The 23675-nt window shown below is 51.2% G+C and carries 21 protein-coding genes; 7 read left to right on the top strand and 14 right to left on the bottom strand.

The window, feature by feature from the left end; genetic code table 11:
• Positions 1-38: 38 nt before the first annotated feature.
• The 4 genes from MT343_RS09195 to MT343_RS09180 all read right to left on the bottom strand — a co-directional run bounded on the left by MT343_RS09195 (position 39) and on the right by MT343_RS09180 (position 4561).
• Complete coding sequence (locus MT343_RS09195; protein ID WP_186435877.1) at positions 39-1106, bottom strand: transporter; 1068 nt, start codon at positions 1104-1106, stop codon at positions 39-41.
• A 27-nt stretch (positions 1107-1133) separates the two neighbouring features.
• Entirely contained in the window at positions 1134-2069 is a 936-nt protein-coding gene (locus MT343_RS09190) for a C39 family peptidase (protein WP_243989495.1), read from the bottom strand.
• Between the two features lie 186 nt (positions 2070-2255).
• A complete protein-coding gene (locus MT343_RS09185) occupies positions 2256-3503 on the bottom strand; it encodes a DUF6160 family protein (protein ID WP_145468801.1) in 1248 nt (415 codons plus the stop codon).
• 134 nt (positions 3504-3637) lie between these two features.
• A complete protein-coding gene (locus tag MT343_RS09180) occupies positions 3638-4561 on the bottom strand; it encodes a DUF6160 family protein (protein ID WP_145468802.1) in 924 nt (307 codons plus the stop codon).
• A 414-nt stretch (positions 4562-4975) separates the two neighbouring features.
• On the opposite strand from MT343_RS09180, the gene pabB reads away from it, so the two are divergent.
• The gene (gene pabB / locus MT343_RS09175) at positions 4976-6277 is read left to right on the top strand and encodes an aminodeoxychorismate synthase component I (RefSeq protein ID WP_243989494.1); all 1302 of its coding nucleotides are present in this window, start codon (positions 4976-4978) and stop codon (positions 6275-6277) included.
• Between the two features lie 111 nt (positions 6278-6388).
• Here pabB and thrH read toward each other — a convergent pair whose 3' ends face one another.
• Positions 6389-7006, bottom strand: coding sequence for a bifunctional phosphoserine phosphatase/homoserine phosphotransferase ThrH (gene thrH / locus MT343_RS09170; protein WP_145468804.1), 618 nt, complete (start codon positions 7004-7006; stop codon positions 6389-6391).
• Positions 7007-7250: 244 nt separating this feature from the next.
• Here thrH and MT343_RS09165 point away from each other — a divergent pair, with 244 nt between their 5' ends.
• Positions 7251-7976 (top strand): phosphoadenylyl-sulfate reductase, encoded by a 726-nt coding sequence (locus MT343_RS09165; protein WP_145468805.1) that lies wholly within the window; start codon positions 7251-7253, stop codon positions 7974-7976.
• A 57-nt stretch (positions 7977-8033) separates the two neighbouring features.
• Here MT343_RS09165 and cysB read toward each other — a convergent pair whose 3' ends face one another.
• Positions 8034-9008, bottom strand: coding sequence for an HTH-type transcriptional regulator CysB (gene cysB / locus MT343_RS09160; RefSeq protein ID WP_145468806.1), 975 nt, complete (start codon positions 9006-9008; stop codon positions 8034-8036).
• A gap of 134 nt (positions 9009-9142) precedes the next feature.
• Between cysB and MT343_RS09155 the strand changes: the two genes are divergently transcribed.
• A complete protein-coding gene (locus tag MT343_RS09155) occupies positions 9143-9916 on the top strand; it encodes a sulfite exporter TauE/SafE family protein (RefSeq protein ID WP_145468807.1) in 774 nt (257 codons plus the stop codon).
• 121 nt (positions 9917-10037) lie between these two features.
• Positions 10038-10217, top strand: a complete 180-nt coding sequence (locus MT343_RS09150) for a helix-turn-helix domain-containing protein (RefSeq protein WP_186435878.1) — start codon at positions 10038-10040, stop codon at positions 10215-10217.
• Positions 10218-10267: 50 nt separating this feature from the next.
• Here the strand turns inward: MT343_RS09150 and MT343_RS09145 are convergent, their stop codons facing one another.
• Positions 10268-11161, bottom strand: a complete 894-nt coding sequence (locus tag MT343_RS09145; protein WP_145468808.1) for a DUF72 domain-containing protein — start codon at positions 11159-11161, stop codon at positions 10268-10270.
• A gap of 61 nt (positions 11162-11222) precedes the next feature.
• Between MT343_RS09145 and MT343_RS09140 the strand changes: the two genes are divergently transcribed.
• Positions 11223-12296 carry a 3-deoxy-7-phosphoheptulonate synthase gene (locus MT343_RS09140; RefSeq protein ID WP_145468809.1) on the top strand — a complete coding sequence of 358 codons (1074 nt, stop codon included), beginning with the start codon at positions 11223-11225 and terminating at the stop codon, positions 12294-12296.
• A 67-nt stretch (positions 12297-12363) separates the two neighbouring features.
• On the opposite strand, the gene MT343_RS09135 is transcribed toward MT343_RS09140, so the two are convergent.
• The 7 genes from MT343_RS09135 to MT343_RS09105 form a co-directional block, all read right to left on the bottom strand.
• The gene (locus MT343_RS09135; protein WP_145468810.1) at positions 12364-13104 is read right to left on the bottom strand and encodes an MlaA family lipoprotein; all 741 of its coding nucleotides are present in this window, start codon (positions 13102-13104) and stop codon (positions 12364-12366) included.
• Positions 13105-13198: 94 nt separating this feature from the next.
• A complete protein-coding gene (locus MT343_RS09130; protein WP_145468811.1) occupies positions 13199-13807 on the bottom strand; it encodes an HvfX family Cu-binding RiPP maturation protein in 609 nt (202 codons plus the stop codon).
• Positions 13808-13822: 15 nt separating this feature from the next.
• The gene (locus MT343_RS09125; protein WP_186435879.1) at positions 13823-14602 is read right to left on the bottom strand and encodes an HvfC family RiPP maturation protein; all 780 of its coding nucleotides are present in this window, start codon (positions 14600-14602) and stop codon (positions 13823-13825) included.
• Positions 14589-15467: an HvfB family MNIO-type RiPP peptide maturase gene (locus MT343_RS09120; protein ID WP_145468813.1), complete on the bottom strand. Its 879-nt coding sequence runs from the start codon at positions 15465-15467 to the stop codon at positions 14589-14591. Before MT343_RS09120 ends, MT343_RS09125 begins: the two co-directional genes overlap by 14 nt.
• A 2-nt stretch (positions 15468-15469) precedes the next feature.
• Positions 15470-15826, bottom strand: coding sequence for an HvfA family oxazolone/thioamide-modified RiPP metallophore (locus MT343_RS09115; protein WP_145468814.1), 357 nt, complete (start codon positions 15824-15826; stop codon positions 15470-15472).
• A gap of 162 nt (positions 15827-15988) precedes the next feature.
• Entirely contained in the window at positions 15989-19906 is a 3918-nt protein-coding gene (gene hrpA, locus MT343_RS09110; RefSeq protein WP_243989493.1) for an ATP-dependent RNA helicase HrpA, read from the bottom strand.
• Between the two features lie 378 nt (positions 19907-20284).
• On the bottom strand, positions 20285-21964 hold the full coding sequence (locus tag MT343_RS09105; RefSeq protein WP_145468816.1) for an AMP-binding protein: 1680 nt from the start codon (positions 21962-21964) through the stop codon (positions 20285-20287).
• Between the two features lie 236 nt (positions 21965-22200).
• Here MT343_RS09105 and MT343_RS09100 point away from each other — a divergent pair, with 236 nt between their 5' ends.
• Together MT343_RS09100 and MT343_RS09095 are read left to right on the top strand one after the other, a co-directional pair.
• Positions 22201-23112 (top strand): alpha/beta fold hydrolase, encoded by a 912-nt coding sequence (locus tag MT343_RS09100; protein ID WP_145468817.1) that lies wholly within the window; start codon positions 22201-22203, stop codon positions 23110-23112.
• A 48-nt stretch (positions 23113-23160) separates the two neighbouring features.
• Complete coding sequence (locus tag MT343_RS09095; protein ID WP_145468818.1) at positions 23161-23637, top strand: MaoC/PaaZ C-terminal domain-containing protein; 477 nt, start codon at positions 23161-23163, stop codon at positions 23635-23637.
• Positions 23638-23675: the final 38 nt, after the last annotated feature.

Below are 23675 nucleotides of genomic sequence, written 5' to 3'. Positions count from 1 at the left end.
AACCCTGTTATTTTTATCGTTATAGAAGCCATAGCCTATTAGCTACCGGACGAAGGTTTCACACCCTCAATGTCGATCGGTAACGATAATCCAAGGATAATGTCGGGAGATAATTCCGTCATACCAAAACCAACGTTGATATTGGCAATGGTTTTAGGTGAAACACGAACACCCAGCGCAAAGTTCATAATGCCGCTCATCTGACTGCCAGAAATAGAGCTCTGAGTTTCTCCGGTACTCGGCGTATATATCTGGAAGCGCGTACGATCGTTAAATGAGCCCTGAAAAGAAGCACTCAGTGACACGTCATAAGAAAGCGAGTACGCAAAACCCATAGAGAATGACAGGCTGTTACCCGGATGAACCTCTTGCAGAATAGAGCTGCCACGTACCTGATTCAGACCTTTTTCCGGCATGTTATAACCGTAGCTACCCGATCCGAACAGCACAACCGGATCGAGCACTTTGGATACGCTCAAACCACCACTCAGACTATAAGTCCCCGAACCACTGGATAAGTTTCTATCCAGATCAATCTCATAGGGGCTGTCGCCGGTTTTCAGTTTCAGCGAGCCGAATACAGTCTGACTCATCTGTCCCGGAACGTATTCATAAGGCTGCCAGCGTACCGAGCCACTGATATCACCCAGCGCGTAAGCGGTCAGCTCATCTTCGGTTTCAAACTTGGCAACCAGAGGCAGACGGGCACTCAGCGTCAGGTTATTGAACAAACCATAATCAAAGGTAAAGGCGTTGGTAAAAGTATGACTTGCTACTGGTGATACATCCGCATTGCGGATCGACGACGACCCTGTCGGCTGCCCCTCCGAATCCAGATTGGGTTCAATAACCAGATCAATACGCTGATCACCATAGTAGCTGTAATCGAAGTTATAATTCAGTGCCACGCCCCCCCGTTTCAACAGAGAATAATTTTTCTCTGCCGCCTCAAACACTTCTTCCAGTGCTTTTTCGGTGTCAGCATCGCTATCCTGTTTGGTCAACGCCTCACGGGCTTTTGACAAATCCTGAGCCTGGTCAGCGTGAACATTAGCCCCCCATGCAAGCAGCAGCGGTAGCGAGATCAGCGTGGTTCGAATAAACATGAATTTTCCTTAAATCCCGTATCGTTATTATTTTCTTCTGAAGCGCAGTTCTTTAACCAGGCGTTCATTAGGATCATCGGTTGTGACTCTGACGTTGAATTCATCCGAACTCACACCATCAGCCGCATCTTCCAACTTAATTTCATACTTCACATTGCCATCTTCGTCACGCAAGGCTTTGCCGCTAGCGTCCAGCTGAGGAACAAATGACGATTTAGCATTATTACTCATTGATGCGATTTCATTACCGATAGCATCTTCATACTTCATGGCCATCAGCGGAAATTCTTTATAGCTGTTTTCCGCGATAATAAAATCAGAAACATAGCGCATATCTTCTTCGCGCAATTCCAGACCGCTTGCTGGTTTATGGCCGTTAGGGAAAACGATAAACAGCACGTTATTGTCCCAGATTTCCAAAAACCGACTAAGGGTAAAACTGATATTACCCAACGCAGGATCGGCCAGATAAACGCGGTTTTCATAGACAGCACGAATAACCACAAAATGCTTAAACCCAGCATATTCAATAGGGGCAATCGCCGGGTGATCCAGTTCCAGCAAATCTTTGGCTTCTGCTTTAAAGCCACCGGACGGATGTCCCAGCGCAGTTACCAGACGCTTCATATCCAGCAGGGAAAAGCCACGACGCTGAACAATACGTTCTGTCTCGCCAAAACGCAGCAGGCCTTCCATCACCTGACGTTCCTGAAAGTTACGTCCCAAATAAAAGTCGAGCAATGTGGTCAGTGCAGCAGAGCCGCAGGAATAGTCATACGCCTGGCGCACAACATTATTGAATTTTTTAACGGACAGAGGCTCAACATTTACCAGCTGATCATACTGATAAGGCTCGTTCACGGCCACGCGAACAAAGGCATCACCCTGCTGGCGGTCGTTCACAATAGCCAGCTCGTGAACCATGGCAAAGCCAATAATGGAACCTAGGAGAATGATAAACACAGATGATGGCCTGAGGCCCCTCCGACTTATTACTTGTTATTGTTATGGTGAGTCGAAGCTCATGTTACATAAAATCACACAAACGACCAACACAAAAAGTGTCAATTTCGTTTCTTTTCCGGTCTTTTTGAACCATTGAAACAGAAAAAACCCGCCTTAGCGGGTCTTTTCTGGGGAGATCTTTTTTTAATGACCATAAATACGCTGAGTCATTCCACTCAGGTCAATATCTCTCACCTTAATCCCACCCAGAGAGGCCCCGCCAACCTCCACAGCCGCAACATCAAGAACCCCGTCAAAGCGACCAATATTAATATAAACACCACCACCACTGGCCGCATCACCACCCTTAGCCCAGATAGTCTGCTCAATAACAGCCTTACTACCAACACCTGCCGCGCCATACAATTTAAGACCACGAACCTTCACTGCAGCACCATTGGCCAGATCTCCTGCCAGATCAGCAGCATCAACAACAGCACCTGCATCAACAACACCCTGCTGAGCACCAGTCACAGCACCTCCAGCAAGAATGGCATCGGACGCCGCCGAATCAACAGCTGCTGCATTCGCGGAATAGGCTGATGAAGCAATATCAATAACCGCATTACCTGAATCACGAATTTCCTGAACCGATCCGTCAGCAGCAAAAGATACCGAAAAACCATCAGCCACAACGGCATTTTGCAAGGTCGCCTGAGTCGAGCCAAGAAGAGCCTGCGCACTCCCCAGATTCGCTTGAGCGGTAGCAAGCTGATCCTGAGCCTGAGTTAAATCCGACTGTGCCGCGGCAGAAAACTGACCAAGATTCTGGCCACTCAAATTAATACCCACACGATCAGCCGCCTGCTGTGCGGTATAACCAAAGAGGCCCATATCAAAACCAGTAATTTCAAGTGAGCTAGACGAACGAATAGCGACAGACCCGGAACGTGCCGCCACAGGCAGATCCGCAATTAATGCAGCATTACCTGCAGTTTCAGCCATATTAACAACCGTGGTACTTCCGGCACCCAGGTCAACCGTCATCGCGATATCATTGACCAGCTCAGCCGTTTCACCAGCCGAACTCTTCAGCGCAACAGCACTGTACTTTCCATCAGTGTCAACCGCACTATCGCCCACTAACAGCTGAATACCAGAAACCTCACCATGAGCAATGATTAAATTACCATTCGAGTCCACATCAATAGTTTGCGTCAGGTTATTTACATCACTGATCTGAATATTTTGCAGAACAACAGAACCTTCATCCCTGTATTCTACTTCGCCAACCGAAACACCCGAAGAGTCGATATCAATTTCAATAGTGACACCAGCCTGCCCGGTAACACCAGACATCTGCTGATCACTCAACTCCTGCATTGCAGCGGCATAAACATGAAAAGAAGAACATAACGATACAACTGCGAGGGCTAATTTATTTCTGAGCATCCCTACTTCCATTTATTGTTAAATTTATAACGCAGATAATAAAAAAATAAATTTACAAAAGAAAGACAAAACAATGTTGGAGCATAAAAAAACCCGCCGAAGCGGGTTTCTTTTTTACGACATCCAAGCGAAACTTAGTGACCGTAAATACGCTGAGTCATGCCGTTCAGGTTAATATCGGAAACTTTAACAGAACCGATTGAAGCACCACCCATGCTGATTCCGGCAATATCCAGAGTACCAGCAATCTGACCCATCTGGATATACACACCACCACCTTGAGCTGCACTACCACCTTTAGCCCAAATGGTTTGCTCAATAGTAGCTGCAGTGCCAACACCACCAGTACCGTAGAACTTCAGACCAGTAACCTGAACCGCAGAGCCATTTGCCAGCTGAGAGGCATAGCCCGCTTCTACAGCGTCATCATCAGCAATATCACCGTTTGCACGAGCAGCCGCTGCACGTGTCGCTGCCTGAGCAGCCGTATAACCAAAGGCACCAACATTCATATCAGTAATTTCGATAGAGGTATTCGCAAGAATAGCAACTGAACCAGTAGCTGCATCACCAGTAATACCCAGCGCAGCGGCATTACCAGCAGCCTGCAAGTTGGCGATAGTAGTGGTAGAATTACCCAGGTTTAATGTCATATCCAGATTGTTAACCAGCTCCGTGGTCTCACCAGCGGTACTACGCAAAGCTACTGCACTCTTACTCCCAGTTGCATCAGCTGCGGTATCACCGATAGCAACCTCCATGCCGGTAACGCCAGACATACCAATTACCAAGTTCCCGCTTGCGTCAACATCAATTTCTTGAGTTAAATTATTAACGTTTTTCACTGTGATGTTTTGCAGCAGAACAGAACCTTCGTCCTTATATTCGACCTCACCAATAGAGATGCCTGTTGCATCGATATCAATCTCAATAGTCACACCAGCCTGACCGGTGGTTGCAGACATAGTAGCGTCATCCAGAGCAACCATTTCTGCCTGAGCAGAGATTGATGCTGCTGCAATAGCCGCGGCGAGAGAAGCTTTCTTAAGGAATTTCATGTGCACACTCCTGATTATTTTTCTTAGGTTTCCGGGCATTTTCCGTGCCCTATCACCGATCCCATACCGTCAGGCCGTTACAGCCCCATCCGGTACAATCTCTGTGAATTTTTTAAAATTGGTTTCTGATTACAGTTTTCTTTATTCTTATTTCTGTTCAGGCAATTCGTAACTGCCCGGAGAATTGTTGAACAATCTATTATGGGGGTTTGGTGTTGTCCACCACTTTTTTACAATTAATTACACGCACTAACCCAACTCCCCATTACGACACTGGTACTTTCTGCTAAGAACCCCTTAATATCCTTTATAATTCAATAACTTAAACTTAAATGCACCTTAAAAAACTGGCCTGAAATGATACACAAAAAACTACCCTTCTCTGCCCTGGAAGCCCTCCTGTCAGGCCACTTATTGGATAATCCAATACTGATGTTTTCCGGTAAATCCCAGGACAGCCATCAAGCAAAGGTGTCGCAAAATGCCCAAGTCAGTAGTTCAGAGAAGAGCACAGCGGTACTTGCCTGCCTTCCTGACAAGTCACTGACAGCCATCAGCAAGCAGGATCTCCAGCAGATACGCAAAGTCATTCGGAAACACTCAGCAAGCAACCGCAACCGGCCACACTCCTCGCCAGTAACAGCGCCTTTTTGTAGCGGATGGGCGGGCTACCTAAGCTACGAGGCCGGCAGGGTTCTGCAGGGGCTGCCTGCATCGCAATCAACTACCCCGCTTGCAGAGTTTTTTCACTACCCCTTGAGTATTTATCTGGATTTTGCTGAAAACAGCTGCAACCTGCAGAATCCACACAATCTGCCCGACACAGTCACGATTCCTTTTATCAATCACATTCAGGCAGCCATACAGAAGCACAGAAAAACAGATAACCCATCATCCCCACAGCAGCAATGGCAGAGCGGCTGGAGCAAGGAGCAATATCAGCAGGCCTTTGGCGCTACGCGTAATTATCTGGTAGCCGGTGATTGCTATCAGGTTAACCTGGCAATGCCTTTTCATTGCCAGGCAGACCTTACCAACCACAACCCGGCATCGCTGCTGCAAACCTTCAACGCACCCTTTTCGGCGTATCTGAAAACACCGGCACAGACACTGTTTAGCGTCAGCCCGGAGCGCTTTATCCGCATTGATGGTGACCGTATCGAAACCAAGCCAATCAAGGGCACCATTGCCAGAGGTGAAACGGCCGAAGCCGACGAACACAATTGTCAGTGGCTGGCCAACAGCCCCAAGAACCGTGCCGAGAATCTGATGATTGTGGATTTGCTGCGCAACGATCTGAGCCGCAGCGCCGAACCCTTCTCAGTCAAAGTGACCAAGCTGTTTGATATTGAGAGCCACGCCAATGTGCATCATATGGTCAGCACCATCGTAGCAACCAGACGCCCCGACCAGCACGCAGTGGATGTGATCTTTGACGCCCTGCCCGGCGGTTCAATCACGGGCGCACCCAAGCGCCGGGCCATGGAGGTTATTGATGAGCTGGAACACGAATCACGCGGAGCTTATTGCGGCGTTCTGGGCTACTTCGATGATGCCGGCCATGCTGACTTCAACATTCTTATCCGCACCATCGCTGCAACTACAAACGGAGCCGTCTGCTGGGGCGGAGGTGGCATCGTGATGGATTCCACCTGGGAAGATGAATGGCAGGAGATCCACAGCAAAGTAGGCCGTATTCTGAACACGCCGCTCTGAGCCGTTATCTGCCTCCCTTTCCACCCCCTCCAGACATCAGATACCCTCCAGAAACAACAATGCCGGCAACTGCCGGCATTGTTGTTTTTACTGCTTTTGAGTGTTTTATGCTCAGAGAGTCAGATCGCGATTACTGGCTTTGATGAATTCCTTCTTCAGGTCTTCATAGGTGTGTACGGCCGGAAATTGCGGGAACTCATCAATCACATTCTGTGGCGCATGGAACAGGATGCCTGCATCGGCTTCCGCCAGCATAGTAGTGTCGTTGTATGAGTCACCAGCCGCGATGGTACGGTAGTAAATAGTCTGCAGCGCACGGATTGACTGGCGCTTAGGATCAGCCTGACGCAGCTTGTAATCAACCACACGGCCGGTTTCGTCGGTGATCAGACGGTGACAGAGCAGTGTCGGAAAACCCAGCTGGCGCATCAGCGGCTGAGAGAACTCATAGAAGGTATCCGACAGGATAATCACCTGAAAGCGCTCACGCAGCCAGTTAACAAACTCCACCGCACCTTCAAGCGGCTTCAGGGTGGCAATCACCTCCTGAATATCCTGAATCTTCAGGTTATGCTCATCCAGAATGCGCAGGCGCTGTTTCATCAGCACGTCATAGTCGGGGATATCGCGCGTCGTTGCCTTCAGCTCTTCGATACCGGTTTTTTGGGCAAACTCAATCCAGATTTCCGGAACCAGTACACCCTCAAGGTCAAGACACGCGATTTCCATGAATACTCCACAATTAGACAGAAGACTGTTATTCGGCGCGTACTCTAGCCATATGCACCCCGATTGACAACATCCCTGCAGATACACACCACAATAGCGGCATAATAATATTCTTTTTTATTATTATTTGAGCTAAAAATGCCATGCTAATCTCCACCATAAAGAATGCACGGCGTCTGCCCTGGTGCCATCAGCGCAAGCCAACAGAAAACGCCGGCCCACAGCAACCGATTAGGCCAGAACCATGACCCAGGATTTTACCGCTCTCAATGAGCAATTTGCCGACAAGCGCCCGAAAGATCTGATCCGCCACGCCATCGAAAATCACGATGCAATCGCAGTATCCTTCAGCGGTGCCGAAGACGTTGTACTGATCGATATGGCCGTAAAAATTAAGCCTGATGTCGAAATTTTCACTCTGGATACCGGCCGCCTGCACCCTGAAACCTACGAATTTATCGAAGCGGTACGCAAACACTACAACATCAGCATCGACGTGCGTACGCCAGAGCAGGTTGCATTGCAGAACTTCGTGCGCGAAAAGGGTCTGTTCAGTTTCTACGAAGATGGTCATCAGGAGTGCTGCGGCGTACGTAAGATCGCCCCCCTGAAAGCCAAGCTGGCAACCCTTGACGCCTGGATCACCGGCCAGCGCCGTGACCAGAGCCCCGGCACGCGCAGCGATGTACAACTGGTCGAAGCCGACGGTGCTTTTCAGGGGCGCAACGGTGAGCTGACCAAGTACAACCCACTGGCTCTGTGGAGCTCAGCGCAGGTGTGGGAGTACATCAAAGTATTCGACGTGCCTTACAACAAGCTGCACGCACAGGGTTTTGTCAGCATCGGCTGCCAGCCTTGCACCCGCCCAACCCTGCCCAACCAGCACGAACGTGAAGGCCGCTGGTGGTGGGAAGGCGCCGGCCACAAAGAATGTGGCCTGCACGCCGGTAATATCATCAGCAAGGGCTGATGCCAGACAACAAAAAAGCCGCTCACTGAGCGGCTTTTTTGTGACAGGAATAAATCATCAATGCTCCGGCAAAGTCACTCCGGCAAACAGTTCATCAATTTCCTGCTTGTTATGACACTGCGCAGCCCGCTCAACCAGATCGCGGGTAAGATGCGGCGCAAAGGCGGCAATAAAATCGAACATATAGCCGCGCAGAAAGGTTCCTTTACGGAAGCCGATTTTGGTCACGCTGGATGCAAATAAGTGGCTGGCATCCAGTGCCACCAGATCATCATCCAGTTCTTTATCGAGCGCCATACTGGCAACAATACCCACACCGACACCAAGACGCACATAGGTCTTGATAACGTCGGAATCGGCCGCAGTAAAGGCAATGCGTGGCGTCAGGCCGCGGCTCTTAAAGGCATCATCCAACTTGGAACGCCCGGTGAATCCGAAGACGTAGGTAACCAGTGGATAAGCGGCCACCTGCTCCAGCGTCGGCCTTGGGTGCTGCGCCAGCGGATGCGTGCGCGGCACCAGGATACTGCGGTTCCAGCGATAGCACGGCATCATAATCAGATCGCCGAACAATTCCATCGCTTCGGTGGCAATAGCAAAATCGGTCGTGCCATTGGCGGCCATTTCTGCAATCTGCATCGGTGTCCCCTGATGCATGTGCAGGGAAACATCCGGATACTGCTGCATAAACTTCTCGATTACGCCAGGCAGCGCATAACGTGCCTGAGTATGCGTCGTCGCAATGGACAGGCTGCCCTTGGCTTCATCGCTGAACTCCTGCGCAACCTGTTTAATGCTTTCAACTTTGCGCAAGATTTCGCCAGCCACCTGCAAAATGGCCTCGCCAGCAGGAGTGATTCGGGTAAGGTGCTTGCCGCTGCGGGCAAAAATCTCAACCCCCAGCTCATCCTCCAGCAGACGGATCTGCTTACTGATGCCCGGCTGCGAGGTATACAGCACCTGGGCTGTTGCCGACACGTTGAGGTCGTGATGCGCTACCTCCCAGATGTATCGCAATTGCTGCAATTTCATAATTCCTCCCTGCCAAACCTCAGTATTTGTTATAAAAATATAAACAAATATTCTTTTCCAGAATAGATGCCACCCTCTACATTAGCATCAATCGCCTCTCTTAGAGCCTCCTGTACTACTTTAGACCATATTTCATGGATATTTTGTTATATATAGCAGCTGGCGCTGGCGTTGGCTTGATTGTTGGCATGACAGGCATTGGCGGCGGCGCTCTGATGACCCCGCTTTTGTTGCTGTTTGGCTTCCCGCCGCAGGTCGCTGTAGGTACCGATCTGATGTATGCCGGCATTACCAAAGCAGGAGGCGCATGGAGCCACCACAGGCAGAGTCATGTCCGCTGGGCCTTAGTAAAACTGTTGGCACTGGGCAGCATTCCCAGTGCACTTCTGACCGGCCTGCTGCTTGAATATCTTTTCCAACACCCGGAAAACTACGCCCACCTACTGCGCAATGCCCTTGGCATCATGCTGCTGCTCACGGCCGTGGTCATACTGCTGCGCAAACAGATCCAGCAATGGGCCAGCAGAGCCAGCTCACGCAACTGGGCCAGATGGCGACCTCAGGCTACTTTTGTTATGGGTGTTTTTCTCGGCGTATTCGTTACATTATCGTCGGTTGGCGCAGGCGCCATTGGCACCGCCATTCTGATGCTGCTTTATCCTGCATTGCGTTCAACCCACATTGTTGGCACCGACATTGCTCACGCCGTGCCGTTAACACTGTGCGCCGGCTTTATCCATATGTATCTGGGTAATGTTGATTTCGCCCTGCTCGGCGCTCTGTTAATCGGCTCTCTTCCGGCCATCCATGTTGGCAGCCACCTGAGCCGAAAAATGCCGGATGAACTGTTAAAGCCCATACTTGCCAGCCTGTTGCTGATGCTGGGAGCAAAATACGCATTCTTCTGATTCCTGCCCAGGTGCGTACCGGAAATGTTCACCCTCTTGTTTTTCACCTGACATTTCCTTAATTCCGCCAACACCCGGAGAAATCCGGTCTAGGCTTACAGAAAAATACGGAGGGATATCTGTGAGCACATCGGAAAAACTGTCATTGGAACAAGTTGCGGAAATTCTTGAACTCAAACCCGTTACGGTAAAACGCTATGCCCGCGAGGGTCTGCTTGACGGCGAAGAGACTCAGGGCACCTGGGTATTCGAAGCCGAAAAAGTAATGAAATTTAAAGAACTGCAAAGCAAGCTGCGCTGATCCCGGCAGCAACTTAAGCAAACAAATCCGCTGTATTTCCTGCAGCGGAATTACCTCCGCCCCCCCTCTCCCGGCCAATCAGCCATAGTACCCTGCCAGAACTTAACCAGATAACGTGCGAACTCCGGACAATCATGATTCCCGGCGGTATGCACAAAGAAATATGGCGACCGGCCCTCGTGCAGCCATTGCTGAATTTTAGTTTGCCACTGTTGCAGATACAGCAGATTCTGCTGCCAGTCTGAATGGCCGATAAAACGGACAACGGGATTCTGTGCCGTTGCCAGAGGATGCACCGGCAGGCGCGGCTTTTTACTTTGCGCATGAATAACCGCGTCTGTTATCGCGCCATCCCGGAACAGGCCACGGCTGTCAAAGACAACCCGATTAACCGCCAGCCGCTTTAACTCCTGCAACAACGTCACTTCGTGCTGATCTTTGAGAAAAAATCCCGGATGACGGCACTCAACCGCCAGCGGCAGCTTTACCAGCCGTTGTAGTATTTCCAGCGCGGAAAATAGCTCTGCACTGCGCTGAGGTGTAAAGCTGACCGGCAATTGCAGTAACAGCACACCAACACGCTCACGCAGCGGAGTAATAAAATCCTCCAGCAACGGACCTTCTTTTAGCAGCTGACGGGGAATATCGTCTGCGTGACTGATACTTTTCGGCACTTTAAAACAAAAGCGGAAATGTTCAGGAACCTGCCGCGCCCAGCGCTCTGCCCGATCAGCAGACGGCAGCCCATAAAAGGTGGTGTTACCTTCCACCGAGCTGAATACCTGCGAATAACTACTCAGCGCGTCTGCGGCACCACAATGGGTATTCAGCAGCCTTCCTTTCCAGTCCGGCATAAACCACATAGGCAGGCCCAGATACAATTGCGCAGAATTGCGTGCATCTGTCAGCGGGAATGGATGTGCAAGCGGGTTATCATTTGTCATAATCGGGCATCATTGTAACAGAATTACATTCGCCCACATTCGCCCACAATCAGGAAGCAGAATGACTGACAATCGCGTAGAAGATCTCAATATTGAGTCGATTGTTCCGCTGATCACCCCGGAACAACTTAAAACCGACATGCCCAGCAGCGAAGCCGCTGTTGCCAGCGTACAGCAAGGCCGCCAGGTCGTGCGCGATATTCTGGACCGTAAAGACCACCGCATTTTTATCGTCGTTGGCCCCTGCTCTATCCATGACGTAGAAGCCGCCAAAGAATATGCAGCTCGCCTGCGCGATCTGGCCGAAGAAGTCAGCGATACCCTGTATCTGGTAATGCGCGTTTACTTTGAAAAGCCGCGCACCACCGTCGGCTGGAAAGGCCTGATCAACGATCCGTACATGAACGATACGTTCAAGATTCAGGACGGCCTGCACATTGCCCGCCGCCTGCTGATTGATCTCGCCGAGTTCGGCCTGCCACTGTCTACCGAAGCTCTGGACCCGATTTCTCCGCAATATCTGCAGGATCTGATCACCTGGTCAGCCATCGGTGCACGCACCACCGAATCCCAGACTCACCGTGAAATGGCCTCTGGCCTGTCTTCTGCTGTTGGCTTTAAAAACGGCACTGACGGCAGCCTGACCGTTGCAACCAATGCCCTGATGTCGGTTGCCAACCCGCACCGCTTCCTGGGTATTGATCAGGGCGGTAAAGTATCCATCGTATCGACCAAGGGTAACCCGTACGGTCACGTGGTTTTACGTGGTGGCGGCGGCAAGCCGAACTACGACTCAGTGAATATTTCCCTGGCCGAACAGGCGCTGGCGAAATCCGATCTGGCGCAGAACATCATGGTTGACTGCAGCCATGAAAACTCCAATAAAAACCCGGCGTTACAGCCTCTGGTTATGGATAATGTCACCAACCAGATTCTGGAAGGCAACAAATCCATTATCGGCCTGATGGTGGAATCCAATCTGAAACATGGCCGCCAGAACATCCCGGCCAATCTGGACGATCTGGAATACGGTTTGTCAGTTACCGATGGCTGCATCAGCTGGGACGAAACAGCGGAAGCCATCCGCAGCATGCGCAATAAACTGAAAGACGTACTGCCAAAGCGCAACGCCTGATCAACATCCGGCGCGCATAAAAAAACCCGCTGATGCGGGTTTTTTTATGCTGACCAGGCGAAGAACGTTACTTATCCCAATCATCTCCCCAGTCTTCTTCATCATCGAAATCGTCAAAGTCATCTTCGAACTCATCCTGCACAACACCATCGTTAATCTGATATTCACGACGCTGCAGATAAAAGCTGCGGATAAAGGTATAACGATCGCCGGAGATCAGCCCCTCAGAGGCAATTAAGTCGGCACGCAGGTCAACCCCACGCACGGTATAAAGCCCAATCTCCTGTGCGTAGTTGTTGCCAATTCCGGTGTAGCCCAGATCACTCTGGTAGTCGATCAACAGGCCAGTACCATCACGCAAAGTGCTGGGCCCAAGGAACGGCAACATCAGATAAGGTCCGCTGCCCACGCCCCAGTAACCAAGCGTCTGACCAAAATCTTCGTCATGCTTTGGCAGGCCAATATGCGTAGCCACATCAAACACGCCAAAGAACCCAACAGTGCTGTTAATAAGAAAACGGGCTGTATCTGATAACGCCTGCCCCATTTTCAGCTGGCCAATATCATTAACGATAACCAGCACATCACCAAGGTTGGAGAAAAAATGCGTTACCGACTGATCGACAGGCTCGGGGGTTATGTACTGATACCCCTGCGCCAGAGGCTTGGCGATGTATTTATCCAGATTTTCATTAAACGCAAATACAGAGCGATTAAACCCTTCCCAGGGGTCTGGATCTGTCGTCTCTGCTGCCCAGCTTAATGAAGAAGCAAGGCATAAGGGGAGCAACCATGGTGCGCGCATCATGAATTCTCTACTGTAAATTTCGCATCATTAAAACAGCTCAGAACCGATAAAAACAGACCCACGCGCACCACGAACGCAACACGTACGGAACACTCTATTGCGCCCGGTAACGTTGCTCAATCCAGTAGTCCAGACTGAACCAGCGACCAGCCCCCTGAAAAAACAAAACCAGCAGCATCAGCAGATAGGTTACGCCCCATTCAATACCGTTATTGGACACCACAAAGCTGTAACGTCCATCCGCCGTCAGCCAGGCATAGTTGCCATATTCCTGCAATATTTCACGTGCCCGTTCAAGACGGGTTAATGCCTCTGCTGTCGCCGCCGTGGCTCCCGGAGAATTCAGGTCCGCAACCGCCTGCCAGCCATGATCCCAGTGCACGGTAAAAATGGCGACCAGCATGGTAATCATAAGGGGCACAGCAATGTAACGGGTGCCAAGCCCCAGCAGCAGCAAAACCGCACCGCCCACTTCAGCAGCCGTCGCCAGAAATGCCATCAGCCAGGGGAAAGGTAACCCCAATCCCCAATCGCTGTTACCAAACCATTCGACCACATTATCGAAGCCGGCCACTTTATTCATACCGGCTACCCAAAAAACAGCAGCCAGGTACAGGCGCAAAGCAAGAGGAGCCAAAAAATCGAAAGCACGGGTTGAATTTAACCGGTCGTGCTGCGCATCAAGAAAACTGACTAACGACATAACATATTCCTCAGATTAATTCGCTTCAGTTACGGCCTGAACACCGGTAATTAATCCCTGCCCGGCCCATTGCTGCAGAATAGCCATACCACCGGCAACTGCAGCTTCGCTGACACTCATTCCGGCCTGCTGCAGTAACGTGCAGACAGCGTCATAGCCACTGAGCGTTTGTTCTTTCAGCAGAGCCAGTAATTGCAGAGTAAAAGGGTTGGTTTCAATAAAGCGGACCTGATCATCCGGTGCACGATAAACGATCAGCGCCGTTGCTTTCGCTTCAGGGAATTTATTCTGTAACGATATTTCGTGTACCGGATACTGATAAAGAAAACCTTCAGCCACCGCCACTAAGGGAATGCCGGCTGCCAGATTCTGTTCAGTCAACTCACTCTTCAGTCCGGTAGTATCAGCAGCAACAGCGATATCAAGCGCAAGCTCCAGCCACTCATAATGGGCCAGCTCATAAAAATACTCAGGATCATCAGCGTCAGGCTGATAATGCGTTTCAAGATAAGTCAGGAATTCACGCGGAATTTCCAGAAAATAAGGACTCTGGGCGCGGTAACTGGCAAAAAAATCACGCGCTAAGGCCTGCCAGCGAGATTCGCCCAGCACTTCGGCACAGACCGGAAAGGTTGTATCCAGAAAGCCTTTAACGTTATTAAAAAACAGTTCGCGATAAACTGACAGGCGGCGCTCATCGATACTCTCGGGCGCAGCTACCACCTCTGGATTGCGCAGATGAGCGGCAAATTCCCGCTGCAGTTTAAGGTGTTCATTATGCTCAGCGACTGACACGGACACCTCCGCTGACCAGAGAACCATTTTTTACAGTGCGCTCAGCCTCGTCCTGATACTGGCGGATAATATCAAGCTCAGCCACTAATTCAGCCACCTCCGGGAAGTTAAAATCCCGTTCCAGCAGCGTAGGCAGCACCCCATGACACTGATAAGCATGCTGCAACAATTGCCAGACATCGGCTTTAACCGCATTACCATGGGTATCGACCAACAGGTCATCGGCTTCATCGTAATGACCGGCAATATGCAGATAGCGGATACGTTCTGATGGCATGGCGCGGATATAAGCCAACGCATCCTGACCATGGTTAATACTGTTCACATAAACATTATTAACATCCAGCAGCAGGTCGCAGTCGGCCTTTTCCAGTACTGCGCAGACAAAATCCTGCTCCGACATTTCTTTACCGGGTTCGGCATAGGTTGACACATTTTCGATAATCAGACGCTGCCCGAGAATATCCTGCACCCGCATAATGCGCTCAGCGACATAATTAACGGCAGTTTCGGTCATTGGAATAGGCATCAGATCATATAAATGACCATCATCACTGCAATAGCTCAGGTGCTCGCTGTAGGCCTTAATGCCATGTTCCTGCATAAAGCTTTTGACCGAGCGAACCAGTGCTTCATCGAGCGGTGCGGGGCCACCCAGAGATAAAGACAGACCATGACAAAGAAAATCATACCGTTCAGTAAACTGGCGTAATTGTTTGCCAAAACGGCCACCAATTCCGATCCAGTTTTCCGGCGCAATTTCCATAAAATCAATCGCCGAATCCGGCACGTCTGCCAGCGGGCCCATCAAAGCCCGCCGCAAACCCAACCCGGCTCCGGAAACGAAGTGGGAGGATGTTTTCATCGTTATTTATCTGCGCCGCATTTGCCTTCAGCTTTCGTTTTGCTGGCACCGCACTTGCCTTCGCCGCACTTACCTTCAGCATTTGCCTTGGACTTTTCAGCACCACATTTGCCTTCGCCGCATTTGCCTTCGGATTTGGTTTTTTCTGCGCCGCACTTGCCTTCAGATTTTGTTTTTTCGGCGCCGCATTTACCTTCACCGCACTTGCCTTCATGGTTTGCAGCCAGCTTATAACCAGACTGTAACTCGGCGGATGCAAATGGGTTTTCAGCAGCAGAGGCTACCGGCGCCTGAGCCAGCGCGGCAATAAAGGCGGTACCCAGTACAGCAGCAACGGGTTTCATTGTTTTCTTAGCCATGATGTAGTCCTGTTCATTGGTTATTAAGAGTCTGGCCCCGCGTCCGTAGAGCGGAGGCTGACACATTAGTGCCCGGAAAAGGTAATTAATTCAACCCTTTTGCAGTGCACCTAACCTTAGTCGCAGGGTATACCCGCTTCTTACAGAACAGACGAAAAAAAATCAGATATCACGGATTTCCAGCCAACGCTTCTGCAGCCGTTTCATCGATACCGGCTCACGGGTACCCAGCGGCTGAGCAAACAACGACACCCGCCACTCCTCCAGCAGCCAGCCAAATTCCTGCAATTGCGGATGGTCATCGATGTCAACACGCGCCAGTAATTCCAGATAAGGGGTTGCCAGCGCCTCATACTCAATCATCGACTGCCGGTCACGCGGCAGATTGCCCTGCAGCTTATCGATGCGGTATTCCATTGCACGTAAATAACGGCTGTAGCATTGCAGCTGAACCCAGGGGGTGCGGCTCATAAAACCGGAAGCCAGAAGCCGCTGCAGATGAGCTTTTACATCGCTGTAGGCCATCGCACGATCAAGACTGACCGCACCACCAATACGTTTCAGGATGGTATGGCGCAGCTGCAGCCACTCAATATATTGCGCCAGTAACCGTTCACCGTGGGCGATCAGCTCAGAGCGACGCTCCAGACGGGCTTTATATTCAGCCTCAGTGTAAGGCAGCGCTTCATCCAGAGGCACAAACACCTGAATAAACGCAGCTTCAAGCAGGTCATTGGCAATATCAGCCTGACTGCCCAGACCTTTTGCCAGCAACCAGCGGCTGGCCATGGTTTTCTGAATATGGGCTTTCAGCATCCGCTCCTGCTCCGGCAGAGCGTTGCGGATCAGGCGACTGACGCCGGTGCGGTGTGCGCGGCGGGCGTCGTTAATATTGGCCTCAACCGTCAGCTCCAGCTGCTGGCCCTGCAAACGTAAACACGGAAAAGCGCGTACCGGTAAACCATTCACCTGCGTTTGGATAGTCTCCGGTAAATCGGCAAAATCCCACTGACTGATATCGCTGCGCTGATAATCCTGATGCGCCAGTGTCAGTACCTGCTGCTGACTGGCATCACTCAGCTGCGCTTTTAACGCTGCCAGATCGCGCCCCTGCGCCAGCAGCTTACCATCGGACATCACCCGGATATTCATGCGCAGATGCGGCGGTAACTCAACCTCCAGCAGCTGTGATAATTCCAGCGGCGGACGCTGGGTTTTATTAAGAAAATTCAGTAACTGAATATACAGACCACCCTGAGAGGCATCCGCCTGACGCAGAAATACTTCTACCGTATTCGGTACAGGTACAAAATTTTTGCGCACGGCCTTGGGTAAACCTTTAATCAGCTGAGCGGCTTTTTCACCGATAAAGCCGGGCACCAGCCACTCCACCTGAGCATCCGGAACCTGTTGCAGCATAGCCACCGGCACACTCAGACTGACGCCATCATTATCGGTTCCTGGTGCAAAGGTATAACTGAGCGGAAAAGCCATGCCCTGCCATTCCAGTTCGCCGGGAAAATCCCTGGCGCCAATGCCTGCGGCATCCGCGCTGAGTAACTGATCGCGGGTAAATTCGAGTGCTTTTTTCTCCGCCGCGGAGGCTTTTTCATACCAGCGCTCAAGGTGTCTGACCGACGGAATTTCCAGTGGTAAATGCCGGCGATAAAACTCGGCCTGCCAGGCATCGTCAATGACCAGATCACGGCGGCGGGATTTCTCTTCGTACTCAGTGACTTCTTTCAGCAGGGCAATATTTTTGCGGTAAAACGGCAGTTTGCTGCGCAACTGCTGCTCTACCAGGCCTTCCTGAATAAAGACTTCCCGTGCTTCCTGCGGATGCGTTAACGCATAATTAACCCGTTTGCGCGGATTAACGATCAATCCGTATAACGTACTTTGTTCAAAAGCGGTTACCTGCCCACGCTGGGCATTCCAGTGCGGTTCAAAATACTGATATTTCAGCAGCGGCTTGCCGACCTGCTCTATCCACTGCGGTTCTATGCGCGCCACCGTACGCGCATACAGCTTACTGGTTTCAACCAGTTCAGCGGTCATCATCCATTTCGGTTTTTTCTTGTATTGCCCCGACGCCGGAAAAATAAACAATTTACGGTTACGGGCGCCCAGATATTCCTGCCCTTCCGATTTAAAACCAATCTGGCTGAGCATACCGGCCAGCAAGGCTTTATGTACGGCTTCGTAACTGGCCGGTTCGGTGTTTTCTTTTAATTCCAGCTCTTTGCACAATACATGCAGCTGGCGATGGGTATCACGCCATTCACGCATGCGCATAAAAGACAGAAAATGTTTGCTGCACCATTTACGCAACTGCGCCTGAGAGGTTTCCTGACGCTGTTCTTCGTAGGCAAACCATAAATTCACCAGACTGAGAAAATCGGATTCTTCGTGCTGCCAGAGGCGGTGCTTTTCATCCGCGGCCTGTTGTTTTTCCGGCGGGCGCTCACGCGGGTCCTGCACGGTTAATGCCGCAGCAATAATCAGCACCTCGCGCAATGATTGCTGCTGCTTTGCTTCGAGCAACATCCGGCCAATACGCGGATCGACCGGCAGACGCGCCATCTGCCGGCCCAGCGTTGTCATATTCCCGTCGGCATCAACCGCTTCAAGTTCCTGCAGCAGATTAAAACCGTCTTTAATAAAGCGCTCGTCGGGGGCATCGATAAATGGGAAATCCTGCAGCCGGCCGAGTTTCAGATGCAGCATCTGCAAAATAACCGCGGCCAGATTCGTGCGCTGAATTTCCGGATCGGTAAATTCTGAGCGGGCAAGAAAATCGGCTTCTTCGTACAGACGGATACAGATACCCGGCGAAGTACGGCCACAACGACCAGCACGCTGATTGGCACTGGCCTGAGAAATAGCCTCAACCGGCAGCCGCTGTACTTTACTGCGGTAACTGTAGCGGCTGATGCGCGCCACGCCGGAATCAATCACATAACGGATGCCCGGCACCGTCAGCGAGGTTTCGGCCACGTTAGTGGCCAGCACCACCCGCCGGCCACCGTGAGGCTTAAAGATTTTCTGCTGATCGGCACCGCTTAAACGCGCATAGAGCGGCAGGATTTCGGTGGCCGGTAATTGTGCGCGGCGTAAAAATTCGGCGCACTCGCGGATTTCACGCTCACCCGGCATAAAAATCAGTACATCACCATGCTGACCGGATTTTTTATCTTCTTCGCGCAGTTCTGCCAGTGCTTCAGCCACACCCTCAAACAAAGTGCGGTCATCCGCGTCCTCTTCATCACGTAATAAAGAACGGTATCGGACTTCAACCGGAAAAGTACGACCGGATACTTCAATCACCGGAGCGGCTTTACCACTGGCATCGGCAAAATGCTGAGCGAAACGGTCAACATCGATGGTGGCTGAGGTAATAATAATTTTCAGATCCGGACGTTGCGGCAGCAACTGCTTTAAATAGCCCAGCAAAAAATCAATATTCAGACTGCGCTCATGCGCTTCGTCGATAATGATGGCGTCGTATTCATTGAGAAAGCGATCGTGCTGGGTTTGCGCCAGCAAAATACCATCGGTCATCAGCTTTACCCGGCTGGCATCGACACTCTGATCGGTAAAGCGCACCTGATAGCCAACCTGCTGACCAAGCTCACAACCCAGTTCTTCAGCAATTCGCTGCGCAACCGCACGCGCAGCCAGACGCCGTGGCTGGGTATGAGCAATCCGCCCCTGGCGGCCAAAACCGGCTTCCAGGCAAATTTTAGGTAATTGCGTGGTTTTACCGGAACCGGTTTCACCGGCGACCACCACTACCTGATGGTCGCGCAGTGCCGCGAGAATCTCATCACGTTTGCCGCTGACCGGCAGTTCTTCCGGATAGGCAATACGTAAAGGCTGAGAGCGCAACGCTACCGTCTGCTGGCTGCGCTGAATACGCTGCAGCAGTTTTTCCAGCTGCGCCTGAGTGGCAGCATCATCCGGCGAGCGCTTCTTTAACTGCTGCACACTGCGGCGCATGCCGTGCTGATCTTTCAGCAAACATTGGTCAATGGCTTTATGCAGGGCTGCCCAGTCGGCAGTAAAAGCGTCAGCGCTCACGGGAATCTCCATTATTGTTAACATGTGGATTCGGCGGTAAATTCGCCGGCTCCACCAATAAAAACGCCCCGTATCCGAAAATACAGGGCGTTTTTATCACGACCCAGGGCCTGTCCACACTAATTAAACAGGCCTGTTATTGGCTAAAAATTTCTCAAACAAGGCGCTGAGAGTGTGGCCTAACGGGTTAAGCGAACGAACAGCAACGCAGGATGAGGGATTTTTAGCCATAACCCTTCGGGCTGAGGCCAGTTTTCCCCATTAACATCGTCGCTCGTCATTCATTTAGCCCGCTAATATCACTCCTCTCTCCTTGTTCTGAGAAAAACTGGCTCTCAGCAGGCCCTATTCAATTAGTGTGGACAGGCCCTGGACAACTCAGTTGTGCTTGGCCAGCTCCGCATCACGCAGTTCGCGACGCAGGATTTTGCCGACGTTGGTCTTCGGCAGCTCGTCACGGAACTCAATATGACGCGGTACTTTATAAGCGGTCAGACGCTCGCGGCACCAGTCTTTTACTTCTGCTGCGGTCAGGTTTTCGTTTTTGGAAACGATAAACACTTTAACCGCTTCAGAGCTCTTAGGATCCGGAATACCGATTGCAGCGGCTTCAACGATGTCCGGGTGAGATACCAGTACATCTTCCACTTCGTTCGGGTAAACGTTGAAACCAGAGACAATGATCATGTCTTTTTTACGGTCAACGATCTTCATGTAACCGTCATCCGTGATCACCGCCATATCGCCGGTTTTCAGCCAGCCATCTTCGGTGATGGTTTCGGCGGTCGCTTCCGGACGCTGCCAGTAACCTTTCATTACCTGCGGGCCTTTAACGCAGAGTTCACCCGGCTCACCCAGAGGTAATTCATTACCTTCTTCGTCGATCACTTTACAGTTAGTACCAGCAACCGGCATACCGATGGTACCCAGCTTGATATGGCCTGGCGGGTTGAAAGAAACAACCGGAGAAGTTTCAGTCATACCAAAACCTTCAGCAATTTCACAACCGGTAACTTTCTGCCACTGGTCTGCCGCGTCTTTGGTCAGCGCCATACCACCGGAGATGGTCAGTTTCAGTTTGCTGAAGTTCAGGGCACGGAAGGCTTCCTGACCGCAGAGCGCAACGAACAGTGTATTCAGACCCACAAAACCGCTGAACTCAGCACCCTGCAGGGTTTTGATAAAGCCCGGAATATCACGCGGGTTAGGAATCAGAATCGAGTGGTTACCGGTTTCCAGCAGCACCATGCAATGCACAGTAAAGGCGTAGATATGGTACAGCGGCAGCGGCGCGATAACGGTTTCTTTGCCTTCTTCCAGCACCATAGTAAACAGACCATGACACTGCATCATGTTCGACATCAGGTTGCGGTGAGTCAGCATTGCACCTTTGGCGACGCCGGTGGTACCGCCGGTGTACTGCAGCACGGCCACATCATTGCGGTCCATTTTAACTTCGGTGAAGGTTTTTCCTGCTCCGGTTTTCAGCGCACTGCGCAGGGCAACAGCACCCGGAATGTTAAAGGCCGGAACTTCTTTTTTAACGTGCTTGAGAACGGTATTAATCAGCACACGTTTGATTGTGCCGTGCATATCACCAACGTTGGTGACGATAACGTGCTTGATACCGGTATTTGGCAGAACCTTTTCAGCTTTGTCGGCCATGTTAGCCAGCACAACCAGCGCTTTGGCGCCGGAGTCGTTAAACTGGTGTTCCATCTCGCGTTCGGTATACAACGGGTTGGTATTAACCACCACCATACCAGCACGCATAGCACCGAACACAACAATCGGATATTGCAGAATATTCGGCAGCTGCACCGCGATGCGGTCACCGGCCTGCAGGCTGGTCTCGTTCTGCAGGTAAGCTGCGAAGGCGGCGCTCTGCTTATTCAGTTCGGCATAGGTCAGGGTTTGTCCCAGACAGGTAAAAGCCGGGCGATCAGCAAAACGTTCTACGAAACCATTAAAGATTTCGACTAATGATTCGTGCTTATCCGGGTCTATCGAACTCGGATAGCCCTCCGGATAACGCTCCTGGAAAAATTGCTCGTTCATACCGCCTCCTGATAACCCTGAATTATCGTTATATGCAGGGTTTTGTGAAATTTTGAATTGACCGGATTCCGGCTCCCCAGTAGAAATACCGGCCAAAAAAGCAGCCGGAGTTTACCTGTTTTCTCACATCGCGGCAAAAGTCGCCTCCCAGCTATTTACAATTTGACACATAACGGAGATGGTAACAGCGCCGCCTGACACGGCCGGCTAACTCTCGTCAGCACAGCGATCAAATAATGAACAAAATAACTATCTCTGCCGCCGATCATTCCACCTTCGAAGCGCGCTTATGGTCTCTGACCTCCCCCATTGCCACCATCCACCTGATGCATGGTATGGCCGAACATTGTGACCGCTATATCCCTCTGGCCGAATACCTGCACCAGGCGGGTTATCAGGTTGTTACCCATAACCACCGTGGCCATGGCGAACGTCGTCCGCGCGGCCACTATGCCGACGCAGATGCTGCGGGCATGGGCGGCTGGGAACTGTTGATGGACGATATCCTGCGGGTGCAGCAAGCCGTCTGCGGCTCAGAGCCACGCATCCTGTTTGGCCACTCAATGGGATCGTTTATTGCGCAGGGATTCGCCATCCGTCATGGCGACCTGTTGTCCGGCCTGATTCTCTCCGGCTCCAATCATCAGCCGTCCGCTCTGTTTCATCTGGGGCGCAGCGTCGCCAGTCTGCTGAAACTGCGTCAGGGACAGCAACACCTGTCTGGCGTAATGGATGCCCTGTCCTTTGGCGCATTCAATAAAGCTTTCCGTCCTAACCGTACCGATTTTGACTGGCTGAGCCGCGACAACGAACAGGTTGACCGTTATCTGGCCGATGCCGCCTGCGGGCATCTGTGCAGTCTGCAATTATGGACTGACTTATTTGGCGGTCTGATTGAAATCGGCAAAGCCGATAATCTGCGCAAAATCCCGGCTCATTTACCTATCTATCTTTTTGGCGGTGATCGCGACCCTGTGGGTCAGATGGGTAAAGGTGTTCCGGCATTAAAAGCCTTTCTGGAAAAGACAGGTCATGACAATGTCAGCCTGCAAATGTACCCTGAAGGCCGGCATGAAATGCTGAACGAAACCAATGCTGATGAGGTTTTTCAGAACATTCTGAAGTGGCTCAAGGCGTTGCCGCTGTAACTGGCGGCAAGAATAACTCACCTTTATCCTAATTAACCCGGGAACTGTATGGAAACAATTACCAATCGTCCGTTTGATGAAATTGCTGTCGGAGACAGCTGTCAGCGCAAGCACACCGTTACTGCGCAGGATCTTATTCTGTTTGCCGCGGCCTCAGGTGATCACAACCCTGTGCACCTGGATGCCGAATATGCTGCCACCACAATGTTTAAAGGGCAGATTGCCCACGGTATGTTTACCGGAGCATTAATTTCAGCAGCACTGGCGATGGATTTACCTGGCCCGGGAACCATTTATCTCGGTCAGAATTTATCCTTCCGCAAACCGGTGATGATTGGCGATGAGTTAACGGTGGAATTAACCGTCAGCAGCAAACACGACAGCAAGCCGGTTGTAACCCTTGACTGTAAAGTCAGCAATCAGAACGGCAAAGTAGTGGCCAGCGGTGAAGCCAGCGTGATGGCACCGACCGAAAAAATGACCATCAAAGCTCCCAAACTGCCGGAAATCCGTATCGGCGGTTGAGGGTGTACTGTCGTCAATCCGGAACGATACGAACCGGA

It is taken from the genome of Venatorbacter sp. C2-1 (genome assembly GCF_022832715.1).
Classification (GTDB): Bacteria; Pseudomonadota; Gammaproteobacteria; order Pseudomonadales; family Oceanobacteraceae; genus Venatoribacter; species Venatoribacter alkanivorans.
The sequence above is the reverse complement of the archived record's forward strand: the minus strand, read 5'-3'. Positions and strand labels throughout refer to the sequence as shown.